The organism is Sphingobium sp. LF-16 (genome assembly GCF_003711185.1).
GTDB lineage: Bacteria > Pseudomonadota > Alphaproteobacteria > Sphingomonadales > Sphingomonadaceae > Sphingobium > Sphingobium yanoikuyae_A.
The window spans coordinates 1,935,431-1,959,785 of record NZ_CP029335.1 but is presented as its reverse complement, the minus strand read 5'-3'; the positions used below and the strand labels follow the sequence as shown (position 1 = coordinate 1,959,785).

General features: G+C 60.6%; 18 protein-coding genes. 10 read left to right on the top strand and 8 right to left on the bottom strand.

The annotated features are described in order from the left end of the window. Nucleotides 1-10: 10 nt before the first annotated feature. Genes DIZ22_RS21770 through DIZ22_RS09155 form a run of 3 tightly spaced genes read right to left on the bottom strand, consistent with a single transcriptional unit; the run spans nucleotide 11 to nucleotide 761 of the window. Nucleotides 11-178 (bottom strand): DUF6771 family protein, encoded by a 168-nt coding sequence (locus tag DIZ22_RS21770; RefSeq protein ID WP_164488873.1) that lies wholly within the window; start codon nucleotides 176-178, stop codon nucleotides 11-13. Nucleotides 179-196: 18 nt separating this feature from the next. Further along, on the bottom strand, nucleotides 197-529 hold the full coding sequence (locus tag DIZ22_RS09160) for a conjugal transfer protein TraD (RefSeq protein ID WP_240626836.1): 333 nt from the start codon (nucleotides 527-529) through the stop codon (nucleotides 197-199). Next, the gene (locus DIZ22_RS09155) at nucleotides 435-761 is read right to left on the bottom strand and encodes a conjugal transfer protein TraD (RefSeq protein ID WP_122928120.1); all 327 of its coding nucleotides are present in this window, start codon (nucleotides 759-761) and stop codon (nucleotides 435-437) included. The genes DIZ22_RS09160 and DIZ22_RS09155 overlap by 95 nt, the downstream gene beginning before the upstream one ends. Nucleotides 762-933: 172 nt before the next feature. Here DIZ22_RS09155 and traA point away from each other — a divergent pair, with 172 nt between their 5' ends. After that, complete coding sequence (gene traA, locus DIZ22_RS09150; protein WP_122928119.1) at nucleotides 934-3,837, top strand: Ti-type conjugative transfer relaxase TraA; 2,904 nt, start codon at nucleotides 934-936, stop codon at nucleotides 3,835-3,837. Between the two features lie 162 nt (nucleotides 3,838-3,999). On the opposite strand, the gene DIZ22_RS09145 is transcribed toward traA, so the two are convergent. From DIZ22_RS09145 to DIZ22_RS09130, 4 genes are all read right to left on the bottom strand, one after another. Next, entirely contained in the window at nucleotides 4,000-5,616 is a 1,617-nt protein-coding gene (locus DIZ22_RS09145; RefSeq protein ID WP_164488872.1) for a glycoside hydrolase family 32 protein, read from the bottom strand. Nucleotides 5,617-5,951: 335 nt separating this feature from the next. After that, a complete protein-coding gene (locus tag DIZ22_RS09140; RefSeq protein WP_122928117.1) occupies nucleotides 5,952-6,947 on the bottom strand; it encodes a class 1 fructose-bisphosphatase in 996 nt (331 codons plus the stop codon). 30 nt (nucleotides 6,948-6,977) lie between these two features. Further along, nucleotides 6,978-7,817, bottom strand: coding sequence for a shikimate 5-dehydrogenase (locus tag DIZ22_RS09135; protein WP_097385642.1), 840 nt, complete (start codon nucleotides 7,815-7,817; stop codon nucleotides 6,978-6,980). 4 nt (nucleotides 7,818-7,821) lie between these two features. Further along, on the bottom strand, nucleotides 7,822-8,829 hold the full coding sequence (locus tag DIZ22_RS09130) for a LacI family DNA-binding transcriptional regulator (RefSeq protein ID WP_122928116.1): 1,008 nt from the start codon (nucleotides 8,827-8,829) through the stop codon (nucleotides 7,822-7,824). A gap of 130 nt (nucleotides 8,830-8,959) precedes the next feature. On the opposite strand from DIZ22_RS09130, the gene ptsP reads away from it, so the two are divergent. Genes ptsP through DIZ22_RS09110 form a run of 4 tightly spaced genes read left to right on the top strand, consistent with a single transcriptional unit; the run spans nucleotide 8,960 to nucleotide 15,492 of the window. Beyond that, entirely contained in the window at nucleotides 8,960-11,461 is a 2,502-nt protein-coding gene (gene ptsP / locus DIZ22_RS09125) for a phosphoenolpyruvate--protein phosphotransferase (protein ID WP_122928115.1), read from the top strand. Then, entirely contained in the window at nucleotides 11,458-12,408 is a 951-nt protein-coding gene (pfkB, locus tag DIZ22_RS09120) for a 1-phosphofructokinase (RefSeq protein ID WP_240626835.1), read from the top strand. The genes ptsP and pfkB overlap by 4 nt, the downstream gene beginning before the upstream one ends. After that, a complete protein-coding gene (locus DIZ22_RS09115; RefSeq protein ID WP_122928114.1) occupies nucleotides 12,405-14,105 on the top strand; it encodes a fructose-specific PTS transporter subunit EIIC in 1,701 nt (566 codons plus the stop codon). Before pfkB ends, DIZ22_RS09115 begins: the two co-directional genes overlap by 4 nt. A 37-nt stretch (nucleotides 14,106-14,142) precedes the next feature. Beyond that, nucleotides 14,143-15,492, top strand: a complete 1,350-nt coding sequence (locus DIZ22_RS09110; protein ID WP_234415600.1) for a carbohydrate porin — start codon at nucleotides 14,143-14,145, stop codon at nucleotides 15,490-15,492. Between the two features lie 138 nt (nucleotides 15,493-15,630). On the opposite strand, the gene DIZ22_RS09105 is transcribed toward DIZ22_RS09110, so the two are convergent. Further along, nucleotides 15,631-16,782 carry an ROK family transcriptional regulator gene (locus DIZ22_RS09105; RefSeq protein ID WP_048939532.1) on the bottom strand — a complete coding sequence of 384 codons (1,152 nt, stop codon included), beginning with the start codon at nucleotides 16,780-16,782 and terminating at the stop codon, nucleotides 15,631-15,633. Nucleotides 16,783-17,293: 511 nt separating this feature from the next. Between DIZ22_RS09105 and DIZ22_RS21765 the strand changes: the two genes are divergently transcribed. The 5 genes from DIZ22_RS21765 (at nucleotide 17,294) to DIZ22_RS09085 (ending at nucleotide 24,282) form a co-directional block, all read left to right on the top strand. Beyond that, complete coding sequence (locus DIZ22_RS21765; RefSeq protein WP_136186961.1) at nucleotides 17,294-17,482, top strand: hypothetical protein; 189 nt, start codon at nucleotides 17,294-17,296, stop codon at nucleotides 17,480-17,482. Further along, a complete protein-coding gene (locus DIZ22_RS09100) occupies nucleotides 17,472-18,452 on the top strand; it encodes an ROK family protein (RefSeq protein WP_048939531.1) in 981 nt (326 codons plus the stop codon). The genes DIZ22_RS21765 and DIZ22_RS09100 overlap by 11 nt, the downstream gene beginning before the upstream one ends. 31 nt (nucleotides 18,453-18,483) lie before the next feature. Beyond that, the gene (locus tag DIZ22_RS09095) at nucleotides 18,484-19,833 is read left to right on the top strand and encodes a sugar porter family MFS transporter (RefSeq protein WP_048939530.1); all 1,350 of its coding nucleotides are present in this window, start codon (nucleotides 18,484-18,486) and stop codon (nucleotides 19,831-19,833) included. Continuing rightward, nucleotides 19,830-21,338, top strand: coding sequence for a glycoside hydrolase family 32 protein (locus tag DIZ22_RS09090; protein ID WP_240626834.1), 1,509 nt, complete (start codon nucleotides 19,830-19,832; stop codon nucleotides 21,336-21,338). The genes DIZ22_RS09095 and DIZ22_RS09090 overlap by 4 nt, the downstream gene beginning before the upstream one ends. 124 nt (nucleotides 21,339-21,462) lie before the next feature. Next, a complete protein-coding gene (locus tag DIZ22_RS09085) occupies nucleotides 21,463-24,282 on the top strand; it encodes a TonB-dependent receptor (protein ID WP_048939528.1) in 2,820 nt (939 codons plus the stop codon). Nucleotides 24,283-24,355 lie beyond the last annotated feature (73 nt).

Sequence of the window (24,355 nt, the reverse complement as noted above, 5' to 3'; positions counted from 1 at the left end):
TAGAGCCTGATCATTCAGGCTGTTCGCTTTGCTTTCTGATGGCGTCGGCAATGATCATCGCCAGCGACTCTTCCGCACGGGTGCGGGCCGCCGGATCCTTGGATGTCAGATCTTGCCGAATCCATTGCGGTGCGCGCTCGATCACGGCGAGAATGGCGGCTTGCATCTGTTCACTCATGCCTTCGCCTATGCGCGGTCATGGCTGATCAGGCAATGCATCGGTCGCGAACATGCGCTGCCCCCGTCGGCGCCAGAGCAGCAACAGCTGTTCGCGATCTTCAGTCCGCAATCGTGCCGCCGCTTCACCAAGCAGCCCGAGCATCACCGCGCGATCATCATCGGTGAGTGTGACCAGCTCAGCCTTCACGACAAGGCCGCCCAGCTCAATCAGATGCCGGGTGCGCTCGCGCCGCTTCATCTGCCAGTCCCGCCGATCATGCCGCGCCTGGCTCAGCTGCAGGCGATGGCGCGCGACCGTCACCCGGCGCAGGGCTGCCCGGCTTGTCGCCAGCGCCTGACCCAGCATCATGCCGCTGCCCTGAAAAGAAGGCGGCGCCCCGCCTGCGCCACGCCTCCCGCCTTGGTGCTTCGGTTGTACTGGCAGCGGCAAGCAATGCGCCAGCCAGTTCCTCGGCGCTGAGCCCATCGGCTCCCGTCGCCATCACCAGTTCGCCCAGCTGGCTCTGCTTGCGGGCTTTAAGTTGTCGTGCCTTGTCGGTGAGAGCCTTGAGCTCTGCGTCATAGTCCCGTGGTCTGCGCATGGAGTATGGCCTTGCTGTTGGTGTCAGACCCCCGGCGTTATCGACCGTCTCGATCAGTCACAATGTGCTGGAATTTCCTGGGATCTCGTCATCCCGAAACTGATGAAATCTTTTGAGGGCGCGCTTATACGTCGTGCCGACGTGCTGCTTGAGGTGTAAATGGTAGGCCGTCATGGCGATCTACCATCTCTCGGTCAAAGTCATCTCGCGCGCCGCCGGCCGCTCGGCGGTCGCCTCGGCCGCCTATCGCTCAGGCTCCTCGCTGTTCGATATGCTGTTCGGGCGCGATCATGACTTTTCGAACAAGGCCGGCGTCGTCCACAGCGAAGTGATGCTGCCCGATGGCGCGCCAGAGCAATGGCGCGAGCGCGAGCAGCTGTGGAATGATGTCGAGGCCGCCGAGATCCGCAAGGACGCGCAGTTGGCGCGTGAAGTGGAGTTCGCCATCCCCCGAGAAATGTCGCAGGCTGAGGGCATCGCCCTGGCCCGCGACTTCGTCCAGCGCGAGTTCGTCGATGTCGGCATGGTCGCCGATCTCAATGTCCATTGGGATATCGGCGCCAATGGACTGGCCAAGCCCCATGCCCATGTGATGCTGACCTTGCGCGAAGTGACGCCAGAGGGCTTTGGCGCCAAGGTGCGCGACTGGAACAGCACGCAGCTTCTCAGCCATTGGCGCGAGGCCTGGGCGGAGCATGTGAACGAGCGCCTGGCCGCTCTCGATATCGATGCACGCATCGATCATCGCAGCCTGGAAGCCCAGGGCATTGATCTGGAGCCCCAGCACAAGATCGGCCCGGCCGCGGCGCGCATGGGGGAAGCGGGCCAAGTCAGCGAGCGAATCGAAGAGCATCATGAGATCGCCCGCTCCAATGGCGAGAAGATCCTCGCCAATCCGGGCATTGCACTCGATGGCATCACCCATAACCAGGCGACCTTCACCAATCGTGACCTTGCCATGTTCGTTCACCGCCATAGCGAGGGGAAGGAACAATTTGATCGGGTCATGGCGGCGGTCAAAGCCTCGCCCGATCTGGTGGCGCTGGGCAAGGATGGGCGAGGGGAGGCGCGGTTCACCTCCCGCGCGATGCTGGAGACCGAACAGCGGCTGGAAAAGGCCACCGCCACGCTCGACGCGCGGCGCCATCATGGGCTGGCCGATCGCCATGTCGAACGCGCGCTGGCACGGGCCAGCGCAAGCGGGCTCGACCTCTCGGCCGAACAGCGCGGCGCGCTCGAGCATGTGACCAGTGCCAAGGGGCTGAGCAATGTCATCGGCTATGCCGGCACCGGCAAGAGCGCGATGCTGGGCGTGGCGCGCGACGCATGGGAGCGGGCCGGCTATGATGTGCGCGGCGCTGCGCTCTCGGGCATCGCTGCGGAAAATCTGGAAAGCGGGTCGGGCATAGCCTCGCGCACGATCGCCAGCCTTGAGCATCAATGGGCGCAGGATCGCGAGCGTCTGACCGACAGGTCGATCCTGGTGGTCGACGAGGCCGGGATGATCGGCACGCGGCAGATGGAGAGAGTGTTTGAGGAGGCGCAGGCGCATGGTGCCAAGGTCGTGCTGGTTGGCGATCCCCAGCAGCTGCAGGCGATCGAGGCCGGCGCCTCGTTCCGCGCTATTGCCGAGCGCCATGGCAGCGTCGAGATCAGCTCGATCCGCCGGCAGGCGCACGACTGGCAGCGCGAGGCGACCAGGGCGCTGGCGACCGGTCGCACCCATGAGGCGATCACCGCCTATGGCGACCATGGCCATGTCCATGCCGCTGAGACGCGCGAGGATGCGCGGGGTGACCTGATCGAGCGGTGGGACCACGATCGCATCGCCGACCCACAAGCCAGCCGCATCATCCTTACCCACACCAATGACGAGGTGCGCAGCCTCAACCAGGCGGCGCGCGAGCAACTGCAGCGGTCAGGGGAACTGGGCAAGGATGTCAGCCTCACCGTCGAGCGCGGCGCGCGAAGCTTTGCCGACGGGGACAGGATCATGTTCCTCAAGAATGAGCGCAGCCTTGGGGTGAAGAACGGAACGCTCGGCACCATCGACCATGTCGACAAGGCGCATATGCGGGTATCGCTCGATGATGGGCGCCAAGTGGGTTTCGACACCAAACATTATGCCCATATCGATCATGGCTATGCCGCCACCATCCACAAGGCGCAGGGCATGACGGTGGACAAGGTGCATGTGCTGGCAACCCCCGGGCTTGATCGCCATGCCAGCTATGTCGCGCTCTCGCGCCACCGCGAAACCGTCAATCTTCATTATGGCAAGGATGACTTTGCCAATCAGGGCAAGCTTGTGCGCACGCTCGAGCGCGAGCGTGGCAAGGATATGGCATCGGACTATGGGCGCGCGCCGGAGGCGGCGAGCCTGGCCCAGCCCCAACCCGAGCCACAGCCACCGCAGCAGGCCCAGCCCCAGCCACCGCATCAGGTCCAACCCCAGGCCGAGCCCTCGCTTCAGCCAAAGCGCAGTATCTTCGCCGGGCTGAAGCTCAATGCCGCGCCGCTGGACCAGCGACCGGCCATGCCCTCGTTCGACAAGGCGGTTCAGGACTATGCCAAGGCCTTGCAGCAAGAGCAGGCCATGCGCGCCCAGGGCTATGAGCCGCTGATCGAGCAGCAACAGGCTGCCCAGCGGGCGCGCGACGCGCTCGATGCGCTGCGCCCCCAGGCATCGCAGGATCTGAGCGCTGCCTTTGGCAAGGACCGCGGGCTCGTCCATGAAGCGGCCGCCGGGCATAGCGGCAATGCCATCAGGCAGATGCAGGTGGAGCGGGACATGCGTGTCGCTGGTCAGCAGCGCGCAGATCGCTTCATTGCCGATTGGCAAAGCAGCGACAGCCAGCGTCAGGCGCTCAGTCGCAGCGGCGACCATAGCGCAAGCGGGAAGGTGCGCGAGGCGATGGCGGGCATGGCCAAGGGGCTGGAGCGCGATCCACAGCTTGAGTCGCTGCTGCGCAATCGCACCAAAGAGCTCGGTCTATCCTCCCAAAGCGGCCAATCGCTGTCGCAGGATCTCCAGCGGCATCTCGGACGCTCGCTAGGCCGCGGCCTTGGGCTTTAGGACCTGATCGTGCCCGGACAAGCCACGCCATCAGGATGATGACGATTCATCTTTAAGGTGGCGCGAAGCAAACTGACGGAATAAGCAGTTATTGGTTAGATTATGTCCAGATAAAATTTCATATGCTGACGTCGGTACGTAATTGTTCGATGATGTATGCCGCTAGATGTAACTTGATATTAAAACTTTTGATACCAGCATACTGCCGTGTACAGTCGTTAGATTCAAAGACGTGTCGGCTATGCGGGCGTTGATAAGCTGAGATAGCGTAGCTTCTCCATTGTTTACAAATAATTCTACGGACGAAATGTCGATAAATAAGCTAACGTCTACTACACCTTCCGAAAAATCGCATGGCAGACTTCGATCTAGGCGCCACGCCTCGCTGTCAGGCGCTTCAGGGCCACTGGTCACGCGTCTGATAAATGCCCTATTATTACCTAGCTCGAAGCAGATCTGAGTGGAGTAACCGGAACCTCCGCGGACGGATAGCCACACTATTGATGGCCAAGCCGATCCGATCCGGTTGAGCGTGAGGTCGATCCGCCCCGCAACCATTCTAGCATTGTCGGGCCAGATATAATCATAACCATCTGCAATCGTCTGATCAGAGCCCTGGGCAGTAAGCGCGAATATCTTGTTCTGTGCTGGTAGAGGGGTGCTAGAAAGCCGCGGTGCATTGTTGATCAGTCGTAAGCGCAATTCGCGAACAATGCTGAGTTGACCTCGATAATCGTGGGTTGCTGGTAGTTGGTTTGCATATGCCCAGTTGTTCATCCATCCCATTGAGTATGCACAAGCAATGGGATCGGCAGCTTGAGGGTCATTCCATATAACGGCCGCGTAAAAATCAGCTCCGCCATCTAGCCATTGGCCGTCGGGAGCGCTGGCCGTGAAGGTCGTGCCATCGAATTCGCCTACCCAATACCAGGTTCCACCCGTGAAGCCGGAAGCCGTCCCATCTCCGCCTACCAGCAAAACCCATTTATCTGCCGAAGTTGTGCCATCTGGATTATATAGATGCAGTTTGAAGAGATGCGAGCATTCCATCACGCCACCGACGACCGTTGACAGAAAACCGCTGGAATAAGTCCAGTGCTTGAGATCTGGCGAAGTGTAGATGCCGATCTTGCCTTCCTCTGACAGCGTCATAATCCAATTGCCGCTGGTCTCATGCCAGAAAACAGTGGGGTCGCGAAACTGCCTGTTGCCTGGGAAATTGGGTAGCACGATGTCGTGAAAGGTGAAGCTGGCACCCTCATCAAGAGAGTACCAGAGTGCGCAGGACTGGTTTTGCCCGGCGGCATTGTCTGCGGGCATTGTAACGAGCGCGATCAGTGCGCCGGGGCCGAATCCGGCAGTATTGGTGACATCGACAACCGCGCTCCCGGTCCAGATGTCTCCAAAGGATGTTGTGCGGCGTGGGATCGATATACCTTGATCCTGCCAAGTGACGAGGTCTGTTGAGGTCCAGCGGCGCCATTCAGTGCCATCGGTGGGATAGGTTGGATTGAAGAGCGCCCAAATTGTCCAGCGATCTCCCATTCGCACAGGGCGCTGTGGGTCGTTGATCCAGCCTCCTGCCGGGGCCGCGATATGATATCGTGGTCGTTCGCTAATCGGGGTTGCCGTTGGTAAACCAGTAGAATCGGGGGTTCCACTCGATACAGGCATTGCGCCAATTGCAGGTTCTGCTTCGCTGCCGCAGGATGAAAGCATTGGAAAGGCGGCGAGCATTTCCAATGTTTGTCTGCGTGAATAAAAGGGGGTAATCGCCACCGGCCTACTCCTCTCTCAAACTTTTTTGTTTTTTGATTGTCGCTGGCATGCACGCTCGTGGTGCATTGCAACGATGTTTTGATTGCATTCAGGTGGAGGGAGAGGCTCGCGATATCTGCGTGCCGGTCAGATAACTGCGTCTGACGGAATGCACCTTCATCACCCTCTCCATCCTGTGCGGCGTCATGCTTTCCATGATCGACGCAACTAAATCTATATATGTGATTTAGTTGCGTCAAGATCGCTGGCAGGATTGGATGGTTGACGCTTTTTTCGAGTTAATTTGTTGAAATTACGTATATTATGCGGAGAGGCGCCTTTTTGTTTTTGGGTGTTCAGTCCCTCAGCAGTGATGTGACTTCCTCCTTGTCACCCAGAATCACCCCAATGCGCTGATGAAGTTTTGACGGCAGGACTTCCATCAGTCGCTGTTCGCCGTCGATGGCTGCGCCGCCTGCCTGCTCTACCAGAAAGGCCATCGGATTTGCCTCGTACATCAGGCGTAGTCTGGCCGTACCATTCGGGCGGGCATCTTTAGGATAAAGGAAGATACCCCCTCTTTTCAGGATGCGGTGTACATCGGCCACCATCGAGGCCGTCCAGCGCATGTTATAGTCCTTGCCCAAAGGCCCTTCCGCCCCCTGAATTCGTTCGTCGACATAGCGTATGATTTGCGGCGACCATTGGCGGCGACGCGCCATGTTTATGGCAAATTCGCGATTGCCCTTGGGCATCTGCATGGGGCCGTCGGTCATCCGCCATGAGCCGATTTCACGATCGAGAGTGAATTCATAGACGCCAGATCCAATTGTCAGAACCAGCAGCGTTTGTGGTCCATATATGGCATAGCCGGCTGCGACCTGATGTATGCCGGCTTGCAGAAAGTCCTGCTCTGTTACCTCGCGCCCTGAAGCATTTTCGGGTGCCTTGAGTACGGAGAAGATCGTTCCGACGCTCAGGTCGACATCAATGTTGCTTGAGCCGTCGATCGGATCGAACAGCAGCAGATATTCGCCTTTGGGATAGCGGTTGGGGATAGGGTAGAGGGTCTCCATCTCCTCGGAAGCCATGGCTGCCAGATGGCCACCCCATTCATTGGCATCGAGCAATAGCTCGTTGGCAATGACATCGAGCTTTTTCTGAACCTCTCCCTGAACATTCTCGCTGCCCAGGCTACCAAGAACTTCACCCAGTGCGCCCTTGGATACCGCGTGACTGATCGTCTTGCAGGCGCGTGCGACCGTTTCGATGAGCAAGCGCAATTCTCCTGGCAAAGCCTGGGCCTGGCGTTGCTGCTCGATCAGGAAACGGCTGAGGGAGATGGCTTGCATGGTAGGCCTTTGCATTGAGGGGGAGGGGGCTTAATCAGCTATTCGTGCAGCGACGTCTGCGCCGTGGGCATATCGCGCTGCTTCATAGATATCGTCGGCGCCGGGGCTCACGCCCGTGTAAAGAATAAATTGCTCCACCGCTTGCAGGACGATGACCTCTCCGCCGGAAATCACGCTCTTTCGAGCAGCTCTGGCTGCGCGGACGAAAGGGGTGTCGACCGGTTGGGCAACGACGTCGAAAGCGGTGCTGCAGGCCGCGATCTGCTCTGCGCGGAACGCCAAGGCGTCTCGGTCCTTGCCCTCCATACCCAATGGCGTGACATTGATCAGCAGTGGTGCGCTATCCGGCGGTAGATCAGCCTGCCAGCAAAAGCCATATTGGTCTGCGATCGCCTGCCCGGCCATTTTGTTGCGCGCGATGATCGTGCCGTTGGCGAAGCCAGCATCTCTAAGCGCGGCAGCGACGGCTTTCGCCATTCCACCACTTCCTCGGAGTAGAAAAGGTACCGGTTTTTCGATGCGCTTCTCGAGAAGCTGGCGAACCGCAACATAATCAGTGTTGTAGCCAGTCAGCCGGCCATCATCATTGACGATGGTGTTGACGCTGTCGATTGCACGGGCTGAGCTTTCAAGATCATCGATCAGAGGAATGACCGCTTCCTTGAACGGCATGGAAATGGCGCAGCCGCGCACATTCAACGCGCGGATGCCGCCGATCGCAGCTGCCAGATCCTGTGTACTGAAACTTTTATAGACATAGTCCAGCCCCAGAATCTCATAGAGGCAATTGTGGAAGCGGGATCCGGCGTTACCAGGGCGACCTGACAGCGACATGCACAATCTGGTGTCCCTGCCGATTGGCGGTTTCATATCCTCATACCCCATTCTGGCTTGCTGATTTTTCACGACGGATCGTAGATCCGCGGATGATGAGACGCCCGCTCAGAACCACCTTACGAGCGGCGGCGTTCGGATGGTCGAGACGGTCGAGCAGCATGGCCATGGCGGTGCGCCCGATCTCCTCCACGGGTTGTTCGATAACGCTCAGTCCATCAGCTGCAAATTCCGTCCAGCTGTCATTGTCGAACCCAGCCAATGCGAAGTCGCCGGGAACGCTCAGGCCCAGCGCATGTGCGGCTCGCAATACCGACATCAGCATCAGGCCATTGCTCGCAATGATCGCTTCGGGCCGATCAGGCGTTTGCAGGAGAGCGCTGACCAGCCTCTCCGCTTCACCCTCTCCATGCGGCACAGACAGGGATCGCGTAGGGATGCCGATCATTTGGGCTGCCTGCTCAAACCCGGCGCGTCGTTCGGCACCCGTGGTGCTGGCTGCGCCGAACAGGCCGGCAATGGATCTGAACCCTTGCGCATGCAGATGGGCAACCAGTGTGCGAGCCATCGCATCATTGTCGAGCACGACGCAGTCCGTGGTCGTCGCTGCTACGCGATCGATCAGGATGATGGGATGCTCTGCCTTTGTCTGCGATGCCTTCTTGGCGCCTTGCCGAGTGGGTGCCAGGATCACCCCTGTCACCCGTTCCTCCTGCATCAACTGGAGATACATCGCCTCTTTGGCGGGATCTTCATCCGTATTGCACAATATAACCCGCAGGCCGCGTTCATAGGCGATATCCTCGACCGTGCGAGACACTGCCGTGAAAAAGGGGTTGCGGATATCTGCAACGATGAGGCCGATCGTGTTGCTGTGGCGCGAACGGAGCCGACGGGCCGCGAGGTTGGGCCGGTAGCCTGTTGTCCTGACCGCTGCGAGCACCCTGTCGCGCATGGCTGGATCAACCGCACGCCCCGAAAGTACCCGGGAGACGGTGGCAGGCGATACTTCGGCCACTCGCGCTACGTCCTTGATTCCGACCGTCATGGGAAAATCGTTTTCCTCATCCTCTCTTAATTCTGCCCCAGATATGGCCGATCGCAGGGGGTAAATGCAAGTGTATTGACAGAATCATGAGAAAACGTTTTCTTGAGAGGAGAGAGGATACTGAAGAGCCATGACTGCCGACCCCCTAAGTGTGCTTCGCCATGAAGATCTGATCCGCATCGATGCGCGAGCATCCGACAAGGAGGCTGCCATCCTGCAGGCCGGCCAGATATTGGTCGCCGCTGGCTGCGTTTCGCCCGGCTATGAACAGAGCATGGTTCGGCGGGAGGCGGTGGCAAACACCTATCTGGGGTCGGGCGTCGCCATTCCCCATGGCCTGGGTGAGGACAAAGGGCTGGTGCGCCACGACGGGATCGTGGTCCTGCAACTGCGCGAAGGGATTGAGTGGAATCCTGGGCAGCGCGCCCATCTCATTGTCGGTATCGCCGCCAGTTCCGACAGTCATATCGCGATCCTGCGCCGCCTCACCCGCCTGATTCAGGATGAGGCGCGTCTCGCGGCCCTTCTCGCCACCGACGATCCGGCGGCTATTGCCGCTGCCCTCCATGAAGACGCCAACCCCAGCGAGGCCCGTCCCGCTGCCGAGGATCTGGCCGAGCGGATCGAATGGACGGTCGACTATCCTGCTGGTCTGCATGCCCGGCCCGCCTCAGCCTGGGCGGAAGCAGCGAAGAGCCTGGCTACGCCCATACGCATCCGCCACGACGGAGACATGGCTGATCCGCGCAGTATCGTCTCGCTGCTGCAACTGGGGCTGAAGGCAGGCGAACGCGCTACCATTTCGGCGAGCGACAGGAACACGCTTGACCAGTTCATGCGCACCGTCACCAGCCTAACGGTTCGTGAGAAGGCCGATGCCGCCCGTGCCGCCGAAAAGGCGAAGGCGCCGGTGCGCGGCTGGAAACCGGCCGGCAATCCTGCGATGATCGCCGGGGTCGCCGCCAGCCCCGGCCTCGCCATTGGTCCCGTTCACATCCTGGCCTCGGCGGAACTGGACGTGCCCGACCAGCCGGTCGATCTGGTCACGGGCGGCGCGTTGCTGAACGATGCGCTGGTGCGTACCCGGGCGCAGATGAAGGCGCTGGTCGATGACACCACCCGCCGCCTGGGTGCGGGGGATGCCGCGATCTTTGCGGCGCAGGCCGGGCTGCTGGACGATACTGACCTCATCACGCTTACCTGTCAGTTGATGGTAGAGGGCCATGGCGTCGCCTGGTCCTGGCATCAGGCGATCGATCGCATGGCAGGGCAGCTTTCGGCACTGGGTAATCCGGTGCTGGCTGCACGCGCCACCGATTTGCACGATGTCGGCCGGCGCGTGCTAGCCCAGATTGATCCGGCGCTCAGCGCGGGGACATTGGCCGACCTGCCCGATCAGCCCTGTGTGCTGGTGGCAACGGACCTGTCGCCATCGGATACGGCGACGCTCGACACGCGCCGCGTGGTCGGCATTGCCACCGCATTGGGTGGGCCGACATCGCACAGCGCGATCCTGGCACGTACGCTCGGCCTGCCGTCGGTCGTGGCGGGCGGGGCCGATCTGCTGACGCAGGCGGCCGGCACGACCGCCATCGTCGATGGCGACAGCGGTCGTATCTGGCTCGATCCCTCGGCGCAGGACATTGCCTCCGCCCGCGCCTGGATCGAGGAGATCGCGGCGCGACGCGCCGCCGAAGAGGCGGAGCGCGCTCTGCCGGCACGGACCAGCGACGGACATGATCTGGCGATCGGCGCCAATGTGAACCGCCCGGATCAGGTGGCCTTCGCGATGGCACAGGGCGGCGAGGGGGTCGGGCTGATGCGCACCGAATTCCTGTTCCTCGAACGCGGCGACAGCCCGAGCGAGGAGGAACAATGCGCCATTTATCGCGGGATGATCGACGCGCTGGGTGATCGGCCGCTGATCGTCCGTGCGCTGGACATTGGCGGCGACAAACAGGTGCCGCATCTCGACCTGCCGAAGGAGGAGAATCCCTTCCTGGGGGTGCGTGGCGCTCGCCTGTTGCTGCGTCGGCCCGACCTGCTGGAACCGCAACTCCGCGCCCTATATCGCGCGGCGAAGCTGGGCGGCGATCTGTCGATCATGTTCCCGATGATCACATCCGCGGCCGAACTGGTGATCCTGCGGGAACGTTGTGAAGCGATCCGGGCGGAACTGGCTGCACCGGCCGTTCCCATCGGCATCATGATCGAAGTCCCCGCCGCCGCTGTTCAGGCCCATGCACTGGCGGAGCACGCGGACTTCTTCTCGATCGGAACCAATGACCTGACGCAATATGCACTCGCCATCGACCGTCAGAATCCGGAACTGGCGAGCGAGGCCGACAGCCTGCACCCGGCCGTTCTGCGCCTGATCGCCATGACCGTGGAGGGCGCGCGCCGGCATGACCGCTGGGTCGGCGTGTGCGGCGGCATTGCCGGCGATCCGTTCGGCGCGGCGTTGCTGGCGGGCCTCGGGGTCCATGAATTGTCCATGACCCCGCGCGACATTCCTGCCGTAAAGGCACGGCTCCGCGCCAGCAGCCTTGGCGATCTTCAGGGGCTCGCCGCTCGTGCGCTCGACGCGACAAGCGCCGCCGATGTGCGCGCGCTGGATGGGGAGGGGGCATGATGGCCGTCTTCACCGTCACGCTCAATCCGGCGATCGACCAGACGGTCATGCTCGACCGTCTCGTTCCCGGGGAGGTGCATCGCGCGCGTTCCGTGCGGCAGGATGCCGGCGGCAAGGGGATCAACGCAGCCAGTTGCCTGGCCGACTGGGATGTGCCCGTCACCGTCATGGGCCTGTTGGGCGGCGCCAATGCGGCGCCCTTCGATGCGCTTTTTGCCGAAAAGTCGATCATCGACCGCTGCCAGCGCCATGGCGGTAGCACGCGCGTCAATCTGAAGCTGGTCGATGTCCATGGCACGACCGACATCAACATGGATGGCGCACCGGCAACTGAAGCGCGTATCGATGCCGTCATTGCGGCGCTGGATGAACAGGTTGGGGCCGGCGATCTCGTCATCCTCTCGGGCAGCCTGCCGCCCGGCTGCCCGGTCGATATCTATGCCTCCCTTACCGCCATGCTGCGGGCGCGGGGGGCTCTTGTCCTGCTCGACAGCAGCGGCCCGGCGTTGCGCCATGCGCTCGCGGGCCCCGTTCTGCCGACCATCCTGAAACCCAATCTGCATGAACTGGCCGAATGGCATGATGGTCCGGTCGATGCGCCGCATCAGATCGTCGACGTCGCGCGCTGGTTGCTGGATCGGGGCGTCGACCTGATCGCCGTGTCGATGGGCGCGCAGGGCGCACTGTTCCTGACCGGCTCGGAAATGCTGCGCGCGCGCCTGACCGCGCACAGCGTGGAAAGCACGGTCGGTGCAGGCGATGCCATGGTTGCCGGTCTGGCCGCCGCCCTGATCGAAGGCGCGGGGCTGGATCGTATCGCGCGTCTGTCCACCGCCTTTGCCGTCGGCAAGCTGGGCCGTGCCGGACCGCATCTGCCGACAAGGGACGAGATCGAAGCCCTGGCGGCCAGCGTTGAGACGGATATTCTGATGGGAGAGACGCAATGAGCAGGATTTTCGCGGTGGTGGATGCCGGCGAAGCCGGTGTCGCCGGCGTCCTGGCCGGCGAAGCGCTGCGCAAGGCCGCAAAGGCCAGTGGCCAGGCCATCGAAATCGAATTGCGGACCGCACAGGGGATCGTCAATCCCTTGCCGGGCGACGCGGACGGCGATCTGCTGCTGATCGCACCGGAAGGCGCCGACGCCCCGTCGGAAAACCGCCCGCATCGCCGCCTGACGCTGGAGGCGGTTCTGGCCGATCCCGTCGCCGCGCTGCACGGGGGCAAGGTAGCGGGCGTGTCGAGCGCCGTGCCGCGCATCGTCGCCATCACCTCCTGCCCGACCGGCATCGCCCATACCTTCATGGCGGCCGAGGGGCTGACCGAAGGCGCTCGCCAGCTTGGCTATGCCATTCGGGTCGAGACGCAGGGGTCGGTCGGCGCGGGCAACGCGCTGACGGCCGAGGAAATCGCTGCCGCCGACATCGTGCTGATCGCCGCCGATCGAGAGGTCGATCGCAGCCGCTTTGCCGGCAAGCGCGTCTTCGCCGGCAATACCAAGCCCGCCATCACCGGTGGCGCGAAGCTGATCGAGCGGGCGCTGGCGGAAGCGACCATACAGGGCGGCGAGGGGAGCGCATCGCAACCGGCCGACTCTGCCGCCGCGACATCGGGCGCGAAGCGCGCCGGCCCCTATAAGCATCTGATGACCGGCGTGTCCTTCATGCTGCCCTTCGTGGTGGCGGGTGGCCTGCTGATCGCGCTCGCCTTCGCGCTGGGCGGTATTCACGCCAATGATGCGGCAGCGAAGGGCACGTTGGCCTATGCCCTGTTCGAAATCGGTGCCAAGGGCGGATTCGTGCTGATGGTGCCGGCGCTGGCGGGCTATATCGCCTATTCGGTTGCGGACCGCCCCGGCATTGCACCGGGCATGATCGGCGGCATGCTGGCCGCCAATCTGGGCGCGGGCTTCCTCGGCGGCATCGTCGCCGGCTTCATCGCGGGCTATGGCGTCGACTGGCTCAATCGCCTGATTCAGCTGCCCAAGAATTTGCAGGGATTGAAGCCGGTCCTCATCCTGCCGCTGCTCGGCACGCTGCTGACCGGTCTGCTGATGCTCTATGCCGTGGGCACGCCGGTTGCCGCTGCGCTGGCTTTCCTGACCGATTGGCTGCGCAGCATGCAGGGGTCGAGTGCGCTGATGCTGGGCTTGATCCTGGGCGCGATGTCGGCATTCGACATGGGCGGGCCGGTCAACAAGGCGGGCTATGCCTTCTCGGTCGGCCTGATCGCCAGTCAGGTCTATACACCGATGGCGGCCACCATGGCAGCTGGCATGACGCCGCCGCTCGCCGTTGCGCTCGCCACTCGACTGTTCCGCAATCGCTTCACGCCTGAAGAGCGCGAAGCCGGCGCGGCCGCCGCGGTCCTCGGCCTGGCATTCATCACCGAAGGGGCAATCCCCTTTGCCGCGCGCGATCCGCTGCGGGTCATTCCGGCGCTGATGGCCGGTTCGGCTGTGACCGGGGCCATCTCCATGGCGATGGGCGTGGAGCTAAAGGTGCCGCATGGTGGGCTATTCGTGCTGCCGATCCCCGGCGCGGTCACCCATGTCGGCGTCTATGCGCTGGCCATTCTGGCCGGCACGCTGGTGAGCGCGCTGCTGGTCGGGCTGGTCAAGCGTCCCATAGCAAAAATCAAGGCCTGACGCCCCGAACGCGTCACGATAATCGGAGAGGCTATTCATGTATTTCAGGAAGATGGGTGCCGCCTGCATGGCCGGCGCCATGGCCTGTACCGCGCCCGTCGCGCTGGCACAGGATCAGGCGGTTGCCGATGTCGATCCGCCATCGGTCCAATCGGACGCGCCGGCCCAATGGCAACCGCTGGCAGGGAAGGGGGTGACATTGTCGCTCAGCTATACCGGCGAGGCGGCGACCAATGTCTCGGGCGGGCTTCGCCGCGACGCGGCCCATGCCGGGCAGGTCTATGTCGGCGCCGATCTAGATCTTGACCGGATGATCGGGATCGATGGCGCGACGCTTCATTTTGCCGTCACCAATCGCCATGGCAAGAATCTGGCCGCCATGGCGATCGGCAATAATACGTCAGTGCAGGAAATCTATGGCACCCAGAATACCCATCTCGCGATATTGACCTGGCAGCAGAGCTTCCTGGACGGGCGACTGGATATCGAGGTTGGGCGCAGCCAGGCGAATATCCATTTCCTCAACTCGCCGCTCTATTGCCATTTTCAGACCAATTCGGCCTGCGGCAACCCGACCTTCGTCTTCAAGAACAGCAATTTCACTTATTTCCCGGCATCCAGTTGGATGGCCCATGCCAAGCTGCATGTGACGCCGCAGATCATGCTGCATACCGGCGTTTACGAAGTGAACCCGGACCGCAAGCGCGCAAGCGACCATGGTTTCAATTTCAGCACGAAGAATGCGACCGGGGTGATCATACCCTGGGAATTAAGCTTTAGCCGGGATTCCGCCGATGATCGGCTGCCGAGCCATTATATTCTGGGCGGTTGGTTTGATCGTGGCGACTATGCCGATCCGCTGCGGGATGATCAGGGTGGCATCGCAATTTTGACCGGGCGGCCGGCGGCGACGCGGAATGGGCGGTCGGGCCTCTATGCCCGCTTCGATCAGCAGTTGACCCGTCCCGATCCCGCCTCGCCGCGGGGGCTGAGCATCTTTGGCGTGGCGATGACCAACCTGTCCGGCCAGGTCGAGGAAAGCCGTTATCTTGGCATGGGGATCGTGCAGACCGGCACCTTCGCCGGGCGCGATCAGGACACGATCGGCTTCGCCATCAACGATCAGCGTTTCAGCGACTTGGCGATGCAGCGGATGAGCGCCGCGCGGGTTGCGGCGGGCGGGCGCGCCGATATTCGTCGCCATCAATATATGATGGAGCTGGCCTATGGATTTCAGGTCAACCCGGCAATCCGTCTGTCGCCCAACCTGCAATATATTCTGCATCCTGACCAGACCAGGGCCCCCGATCGCACGCGGAACATCCGGAATGCCTTCATCCTGGGGTTCAAATTCACCGTAGATGCGATGCAACTATTGTTCCGCTAATGCCATAATGATTGCATTGAACTGCAATCATCATTTTTCTGATCGTGTGCTTTAGCCGCCGATAGGCTAAATTGGAATGTGACGGGCGCGGCTTTGCAATTCCAAAGATGAGAACATCTGGTTTAGACGAATTGAGGATTATACTTCCGTCAAGGAGGCGACGGCATCGACTTTGAGCAAGGAAATCAGGTTTGGTGCGTAGGTAGAGAATAGCGGAAGCAGGCCAGCGCCCATCGCAGGAGCCTTTTCCCCATTCTCGCCAATCTTCAGCTCTGGACAGAAAAAATCGCGGGGGGCGGTCTTTTGGATAGTATTTTTGACGCGTTCTGAAAGGGTGCGTAGCTGGGCATGTGATAGTCCGCCCCCGATGACCACGGCATCAAGGTCTAGGAGACTGTTCGCGCTAATAATTACGAATGCCAGCGCCTCAGCGCAGCGTTTCAGCCAAGCTTCCCAAGCCGGATTATGTTCGTCCTGCCCGCTGGTTATCATCTGGTACAGGGAGGCGGCGTGTAGCAGGAAGTCCGTGCTGGTGCCTTGAGGAATTGGCATTGAGGCAAGAGCCCCAGCATTGCCGTTTTTGCCGCGCTTGATCTCTCCATTCAGGATAAGGCCACCGCCAACGAAACTTCCGATATGGACATAGAGGAAATTGGTCAGACCTGCGGCTGATCCCGACATGAGTTCGGCAAGAGCGCCTGCATTGCCGTCATTTTCGAAGATGACCGGGCCATCCAATTCCTTCTGGAAAAACTCTTCGAGCTCTGGTGCTGCCCAGGCAGCGGCCTGCTGAGCCGCGATGCCCGCCTCTTCGCGCCATTCGCCGATGAACCAGGGCATAGCGATGCCGAAACCCAGAAAGCCTTCGCGCTGTTCTTCCCTCAGCTGCGGCATATGTTTTTGCGCAAAGCGTTGGATATGCTCCACAGCACTGGTGGGGCTGGGATAGGATGTGGTCGTGCTTTCGCAGGCGATGATGCGGCCATCAAAATCGAGCATGGTGCAAACCAGCCGGTCGCGGCCGATTTCAGCTCCGATGGTGCAACCACTGCCTCCGTTGATCCGGTAGATAATCGATGGCTGTCCCATGCCTCCTGTGCGCTTTCCGGCCTTTATCAGTCGCCCTTCCTCAGCAAGGCTTTCGACAATTCGGACAGCTGCCTGCGGTGAGAGGCCGGTTATCCGGGAAAGGTCGGCTTTGGAGGCACCGTTGAGCCGTCGTATCGTCGCGAGAATGAGGCGCTCATTATACCGCCGCACGCCCACCGCATTGCTGCCACGCTTATTCACCTTCGACTCCGCTCATTTTACCGGCAGCAAGATGATGCGCGATAGGGGCGGTAGTTTTGGAACAGCATTGCTGCAATTGGCAAGGGCGAGTGACGGCAAGAGCCGCTTGACAGACTAAATCACATTGATAGATCTAGTCTGTCAGGTAGCGGATTCGAACTTGAGACTATGGCAGAGCGGGCAGCATAGTTCCTTGTCACTTGGCTTCATTCGGACCTGCGGGCGCGCAGCGGCTGAGAACCTCTCCTTTCTTCGATTGCGAGCGCCTGACCAACCCGACAAAGCTCGTCCAAACCGGACGGGAAGTGCCCAGTTTCCAGACTGCACGCTGGAAATGTAAGGGGGGAGGAGAGGGGCTTTCAGCCCAGATCCTCCCCCATTTTTTTGGGATGTACGGGCCCTCTCACAATCGCAAAGAATGTGATTGACAGACTAAATCACATTTGTAGATTTAATGGAGTCGCAAGGGCGGCTTGCAAGCACGAATACGTGCTGCAGAACAGGGAAGAGGATGATCGTGAAGGCCGATCCACATAATTTGTTCCGCAGATTGCATGGCGCCTCGAAGGTGTCCTGCTTCTGGTCGTGTGTGGAGCAGGCGGCGCGCCACGCTCGCAGTCAATTCTTCCTCCTTAAAGCTTCCTCCTCGGCCCTGTTGGGTGCGGAACAGCTTGTCGTGCGAGTAAAACATGCAGAATGACAATCTTCTTCTGGGCGGTATCGAAGCGGGGGGGACGAAATTCCTCTGCGGCATTGCCGACCGCAATGGGCGCATCATCCGGCAGCAACGGATCGCCACTATAATCCCTGCAGATACGCTGGGCGAGGCCAGCGCTTTCTTCGAGCAGGCCGAACTGGACCTGGGACGGTTGTCCGCTTTTTCGATCGGCAGCTTTGGTCCCCTATCTCTCAATCCAGTCGCGCAGGATTATGGCTCGATCACATCGACGCCCAAGGCGGGATGGCAGGATGTCGACCTGCTTGGTCATTTTGCCCGGACGATCGATGCGCCGATGGCGCTCGATACCGATGTCAACTGTGCGGCCGTCGGCGAAAAGCTGTTCGGCAGCGGGCAGGGTCTCGACACCTTCTGTTATGTGACGGTTGGGACCGGCATTGGCGTGGGGCTGCTGATCGACGGTGCGCCCCATGGCGGTGCCAATCATCCCGAGGCGGGGCATATCCGACTGCCGCGTGCTGCTGGCGATGAGCTTTTTGCGGGCATTTGTCCTTTTCATGGCGATTGCCTTGAAGGTCTGGCTTGCGGCCCAGCAATGCGCGCCCGCTGGGGTGTTCCAGCTGAGCAACTTCCCCCAGATCATCCTGGCTGGGAGATTGAAGCGGACTATCTTGCCGGACTGTGCGCGACATTGACCTACATCGTGCGACCCGACCGTATCATCATCGGCGGTGGCGTCATGGAATCTCCCGGCATGTACCAGCGCGTCCGGCGCGCTCTGATCGGTAAACTTGCCGGCTATGACGCCAGTATGCGCGCCCTCGAAATGGACGACTATATCGCAGCGCCCACGGCGGGTGCATCGGCGGGACTGACCGGCGCGCTCGCGCTCGCCTATCGGACCGCGACACGCCAGTGGCCGATGCACTGGTCTGTCAAACTTCCGTCATCTTCCAATCAATCCTCTCTCTCAGGAGCTGCACTTGCATAGTCCCTCCCTATCGGATCACGCGGCTCACAGGATGGCAGCGCCGAGCGACGCTCGGGTGACAGGTGCAATCGTCCTGAGCGCAGCGGGCGCGGCGCTTGGTGGCCTATTGTTTGGTTTTGATACTGCCGTGATTTCTGGCACGACCTCGGCGCTGCAGGCGCGGTTTGGCCTGAGCGATGGCATGCTGGGCTTTACGGTTGCATCCGCTCTTATCGGTACCGTACTCGGCTCGCTGGTGGCGGGCGCGCCGGCTGATCGGTTCGGTCGGCGCGCGGTCATGCTTGCGGTCGCGATCTGCTACGTTGTGTCGTCGCTCGGCACGGGGCTAGCGGGCAGCTGGGGCACGCTCCTGGCCTTTCGGTTCCTTGGAGGTCTGGCAATCGGCGCTGCCTCGGTGGTTACACCGATCTATATTGCCGAAGTCTCTCCAGCGCGTTTCAGAGGGCGGTTGGTTGCGCTGAACCAGCTCAACATCGTGATGGGCATTTTGATTGCCTTTCTATCCAATTACCTGATCGCCAATCTCGCCCCTGCGGAGACCGCCTGGCGGTGGATGTTCGGCATCGTCACCCTTCCATCAGCACTGTTTCTTGGCGTTAGTCTCCTATTGCCGGAAAGCCCGCGCTGGCTGGCGATTCATGGGCGGGCGCCGCAGGCGCTGGGCGTCATGAAAAGGCTGGGATTTCTCGATCCGACGGATGAACTTCGTCATATCCAGGAGGCCGAGGCCCGTCTTGATCGATCCATCGCACCGGGCCTGTTTCAGGCCGCCTATGCTCGCCCGGTCGCCTGCGCCATCGCAATTGCCATGTTCAACCAGCTCTCCGGTATCAACGCGCTGCTTTATTACGCGCCGCGTGTCTTTGAACTGGCCGGTGCAGGCTCTGACAGCGCGCTGCTGCAGTCAATCGCCATTGGCGGCACCAATCTGGTTTTTACCATCTTGGCGCTGTTTCTGATCGATCGCTTCGGTCGCAAGCCACTCCTGTACACCGGGTCGATCCTATGTGCCGTAGCCCTGCTTCTCGTGGGCTATCAGCTGGAAAGCTCTGATCCCGACGGCACGTTGATCCTTGTTGGTCTGTTGGGTTTCATCGCCGCCTTTGCCGTGTCGCAAGGCGCTGTCATCTGGGTGTTCATTTCCGAGGTTTTTCCCAGCGCGGTGCGCGGCAAGGGGCAGGCGCTTGGCAGCACGACCCATTGGGTCATGGCTGCTGCGATCACTTGGGCCTTTCCCGTATTTGCAGCCCAGGTCGGTGGTTGGGTCTTTGCCTTCTTTGGCGCGATGATGCTGCTCCAGTTCATCTGGACCTGGAAGGCGATGCCCGAAACCAACGGTGTCGCGCTCGAAGACATGGACCTTGGGAGTGCGCAGGCATGATCAGGACGCTTTTCTTGATAACCGCTACAGCTCTGATGGTTCCGGCCGCAACCCAGGCGCAGCGAGCCGATCCTCGCCCGGCATATCATTTCGCGCCCAAGCGCAACTGGATGAATGACCCCAACGGTCTGGTCTATTTCGAAGGCGAATATCATCTCTTCTATCAATATAATCCCCATGGTGACCGCTGGGGGCATATGAGTTGGGGTCATGCCGTCAGCCGGGATCTTGTGACCTGGGAGGAATTGCCGGTCGCCATCCCGGAGACCGCCGACGTCATGGCGTTTTCCGGCAGCGCAGTGATCGACTGGAAGAATAGCAGTGGCCTGGGCCGTGACGGTAAGCCGCCGATGATCGCGGTCTACACCGGTCATAATCCCAAAGCCAAGCTGCAGTCCCAATATCTTGCCTACAGCAATGACCGCGGACGAACATGGACCGTACATGGCGAGGTGCTGAGTGTGGGATCTCCGGAATTTCGGGATCCCAAGATCTTCTGGCATGAACCGACAAAGTCATGGGTCATGGTCGCTGTCATGGCGACCGAAAACCGCGCCGTCATCTTCACGTCACCCAATCTCAGGCAATGGACCTTTGCCAGCAGTTTCGGTCCGGCGGGCGGCCGGGGACGAAATTGGGAATGCCCCGATCTCAATCTCCTTCCCGTCGAAGGCGGAAAGCCCGGAGAGCAGCGCTGGGTGCTCAGCGTCAATCTGGGCGACCAGGCTGTGGGCGGCGGTTCGGGCGGCCAATATTTCGTGGGCGACTTTGATGGTCGTCGCTTCACGCCTGTCGAAGGGTGGGGCGGGGAACCGGTCTGGACGGATTATGGCGCCGATTTCTACGCGGCGGTCGCCTGGAATGATCTTCCCAAGGACGACCCTCGCCGCATCTGGATCGGATGGGCCAATGACTGGCGTTATGCCGAGGCGATACCCACCTATCCCGCCCGCGGCATCATGACTGTACCGCGCAGCATTTCCCTGAGGAAAACCGCCGAGGGCTATCGGCTGACGCAGCGGCCGGTGCAGGAACTGGAACAGTTGCGAGGCGGCAAACAGGCCGTGCGTCAATTGTCGCTGGGCGAAGAACCCGTTCCGCTCCCCGTCGAGGGTGGTGCCATTGATCTTCAGGCCAATCTTTCATTGGGACAAAGCGAGCAGGTGGCGATCACGCTGACCGATGGCGAGGGTTATCAGATGGTGATCGGCGTCAATCCGACGGTGAACGAGGTCTTCATCGATCGTTCGCGCTCTGGTCCACATTTCCACGACGGGTTTGCAAACCGTCATGTGGCGCCGGTTGACCTGAGTAAGGGCAGGGTGTCTCTTCGCCTGCTTGTGGATGAATCGATCGTCGAGCTGTTCATCAACGATGGTGAGCAGACGATCACTGATCGCTTCTTTCGCGGTTCAGGAACCCTGCGCTGGAGCGCTTCTGCGCGCGGCGCACCGGCAATCATGGATATCACTGCATGGCCGATCAGGCCGGAGGTGTCCCGCTGACGATCACGCCACACGAGAGCTGAACAGCTCGATCACCATCGGATGATTTTGAATTTCCGCTGCATGGACAGTCGGAACGCAGCTTCGCGCGGCCTGCATAGCAATAAACAAAGGGAGGATAATCATGAATTTCAAGGCAGTGGCACTACTTGGATCAACGTCGCTCGCATCGCTTCTGCTGGCTGCGCCGGCCATGGCGCAGAATGCAGGCGGTAACGCGGCTTCGGCAAAGAAGAAAGGCGAGGAGACGATCGATTCCGCGTCGGTTCCAGACATTGTCGTAACGGGTTATCGTGCCGCGCTGGGCTCTGCGCAGGACATGAAGCGCCAGTCCGATGCGATTGTCGATGCGATCGTGTCGGAGGATATCGGCAAGCTTCCTGACAATAATGCGGCTGAAGCGATCTCGCGCGTCGTGGGTGTGCAGGTGCTACGCTATAATGACGAGGCGGGTGTGGTGCTTGTCCGCGGACTTCCGGACGTGAACACGACCTTCAACGGACGGGAATTCTTCACGGCTGATGATCGTGTACTGCATCTGCAGGATTTCCCGGCTGGCGTGGCCGCAGGTTTGGAGGTCTACAAATCGGGCACGTCCGATCTCATCGAGCCAGGGCTTGCCGGCTTGATCAATTTGCGTGCGCGTCGGCCGTTCGACGTCAAGGACACGCAAATTGCCGGCGAAGTGCGCGGATCCTATAATGACCAGTCCAAGGCCTTCGACCCTTCCGCCAACCTCCTGTTGACCAAGCGCTGGGATACGCCGATCGGCGAGATCGGTGCGCTCGTCAATTTCAGCTATGTCCGGATGACCTATCGCAACGCCGATCGTTATGCCGATTCCGCTATCATCAGCCCGCTGGGCTTTGGTGCTGATGACCCCGCCGATGACATGACCGTTACGACGCCAGGCGTGGGCAATTTCCGCTTTCCTGCCAATGCCGGCAATTTCTACGAGAAGGGCGTTCGGCATCGGCCCGCGATAAATGGCGCGATCCAGTGGCGACCGACCCCCGATCTGGAAATCTATGCGGAAGGCCTTTGGCAGGCCTATCGGGGCAAGGTCCTTCGCGATGGTTTCAACGTCAATTTCGAGCGTCGCAGCATCGATGGCATCGCCCCGACACTGAGCAATGTGGTCCTGGTCGAAGGCGAGCCCCTCAAGGCGGCAAGCTTCACCAAGACCGGCGGCTATGTGCCCGAATTCTTCCGCTCCACCCAGGACGACCAGACCGACACCTATCAGGCGGCACTGGGATTCAAATGGAAGACCGACCGGGCCACCTTGTCGGGCGACTTCGCCTACACCTACAGCAAGTATGAGGCGGACGAAGACAGCGTCGACGGCCAGCTCGCCAGCGCGCCGACGATCAATGTTGAATGGGACGTCAAGGGTTCGGCCATCTTCGATCTGGGTGACTTCGACAAGACGAACCCCGCCAACTATATCTGGCGCGGCTATTATCAGCGGCATTTCGTCACCAAGGGTGATGGCGTGCAGGGACGGCTCGACCTGGATCTCGATACCGATTTTGACTGGCTGCCCAAGATCCAGGTCGGCATTCGGGCGAGCGACCGCACTGCGCTCATGCAGAATAACAACCGCTACGCCTACACGGCTGGCCTGGGTCTCCCGCTCGCGAGCCTGCCGACAGGCGAGCTTGAACTCATCAATGATGGCTTCCGCGGCGATCCGCAGCGCTTCCAGAACTGGCTGGCACCGACCCGCGGTTCCATCCGGGACAATGTGGAAGCGCTGCGGCAGCTGGCCTATGCGTCTGTGCAGCAATTGACGATCATGTTCCCCAATGACGGTGGTATCCGCGACGCCGTGACCAAGTTCGCGACCGAGGAAATACCGTTCGATCCGCTCAATGGCTTCACTGCCAAGGAAAAAAGCTATGCCATGTACGGCCAGGGCAAATATGAGTTTGACCTTGGGGATGTCGCTGTCGACGGTACATTCGGCGTTCGCGTCGTCAACACCGATGGCCGCTATTCCGGCTTCTCACGGGTAAACGGCTCTGATGGCACATCCCAGATCGTCCCGCAGGTATCGCGCCAGAACTATCTTGATGTCCTGCCTTCGTTCCACACCCGGATCCGATTGACGCCCGAATTCCAGGTGCGACTGGCCTATAACCAGACCCGGACGCGGCCGAGTTTCGGCCAACTCAACCCATCCCTCAATATTACCCGTAACAGCCCTGGTCCTGACGGCTCTCCGCCGCAATATGCCGCATTTGGCAACGGCGGTAATCCGAACCTCAAGCCGCTGACGTCCAAAAATTATGACGCGACGCTCGAATATTATTTCTCCAAGAATGGGTCGGCGACACTCGCGGTCTTCTACCGGGATCTCCAGGGCTTCATCAGCAACTACACCCGGGACGTGATGGACCCGGATTATGGCCGTATCCAGATCAACCGCCCGGAAAATGCCGGTAAGGGCGAAATCAAAGGGGCCGAAGCGTCCTTCCAGACCTTCTTCGATTTCCTGCCAGGGTTCCTGTCCGGCTTTGGCGTCCAGGCCAACGTCACCTATCTCGACGGCACCAATGCACTTCCAACGGTGCTGGGCGAAGGCGCTCGCCAGGTACGGATTACCGGCCTTTCGAAATGGGCTTATAATCTGACCGGATTCTACGAGAAGGGACCGGTATCTGCGCGTCTGTCCTACAATCACCGTTCGAGCTACATCAACAGCTACAACCGGAACTCGAACGAGGATCAATATGCCGGGGAAATTACCCGCAGCATTTCGCGCCTCGATTTCTCCGCCTCCTATGAAGCGATCAAGGGAATTACGATCGTCGGCAATGTGAGCAATATCCTGGGCAAGCCGTTCAACAATTATCGCTATTATAACGAAACTCAGTATTTTCCCCGCGATCTTAGGGTTGAGGGGCGTTATTTCAGCCTGGGTGTCAGGTTCAAAATGTAATCCAGGTGCATTGTTGTAGGGGGTGAGGCACTTGTCTCACCCTCAAAACCACGAGAGCGGACTTCTGGAATCG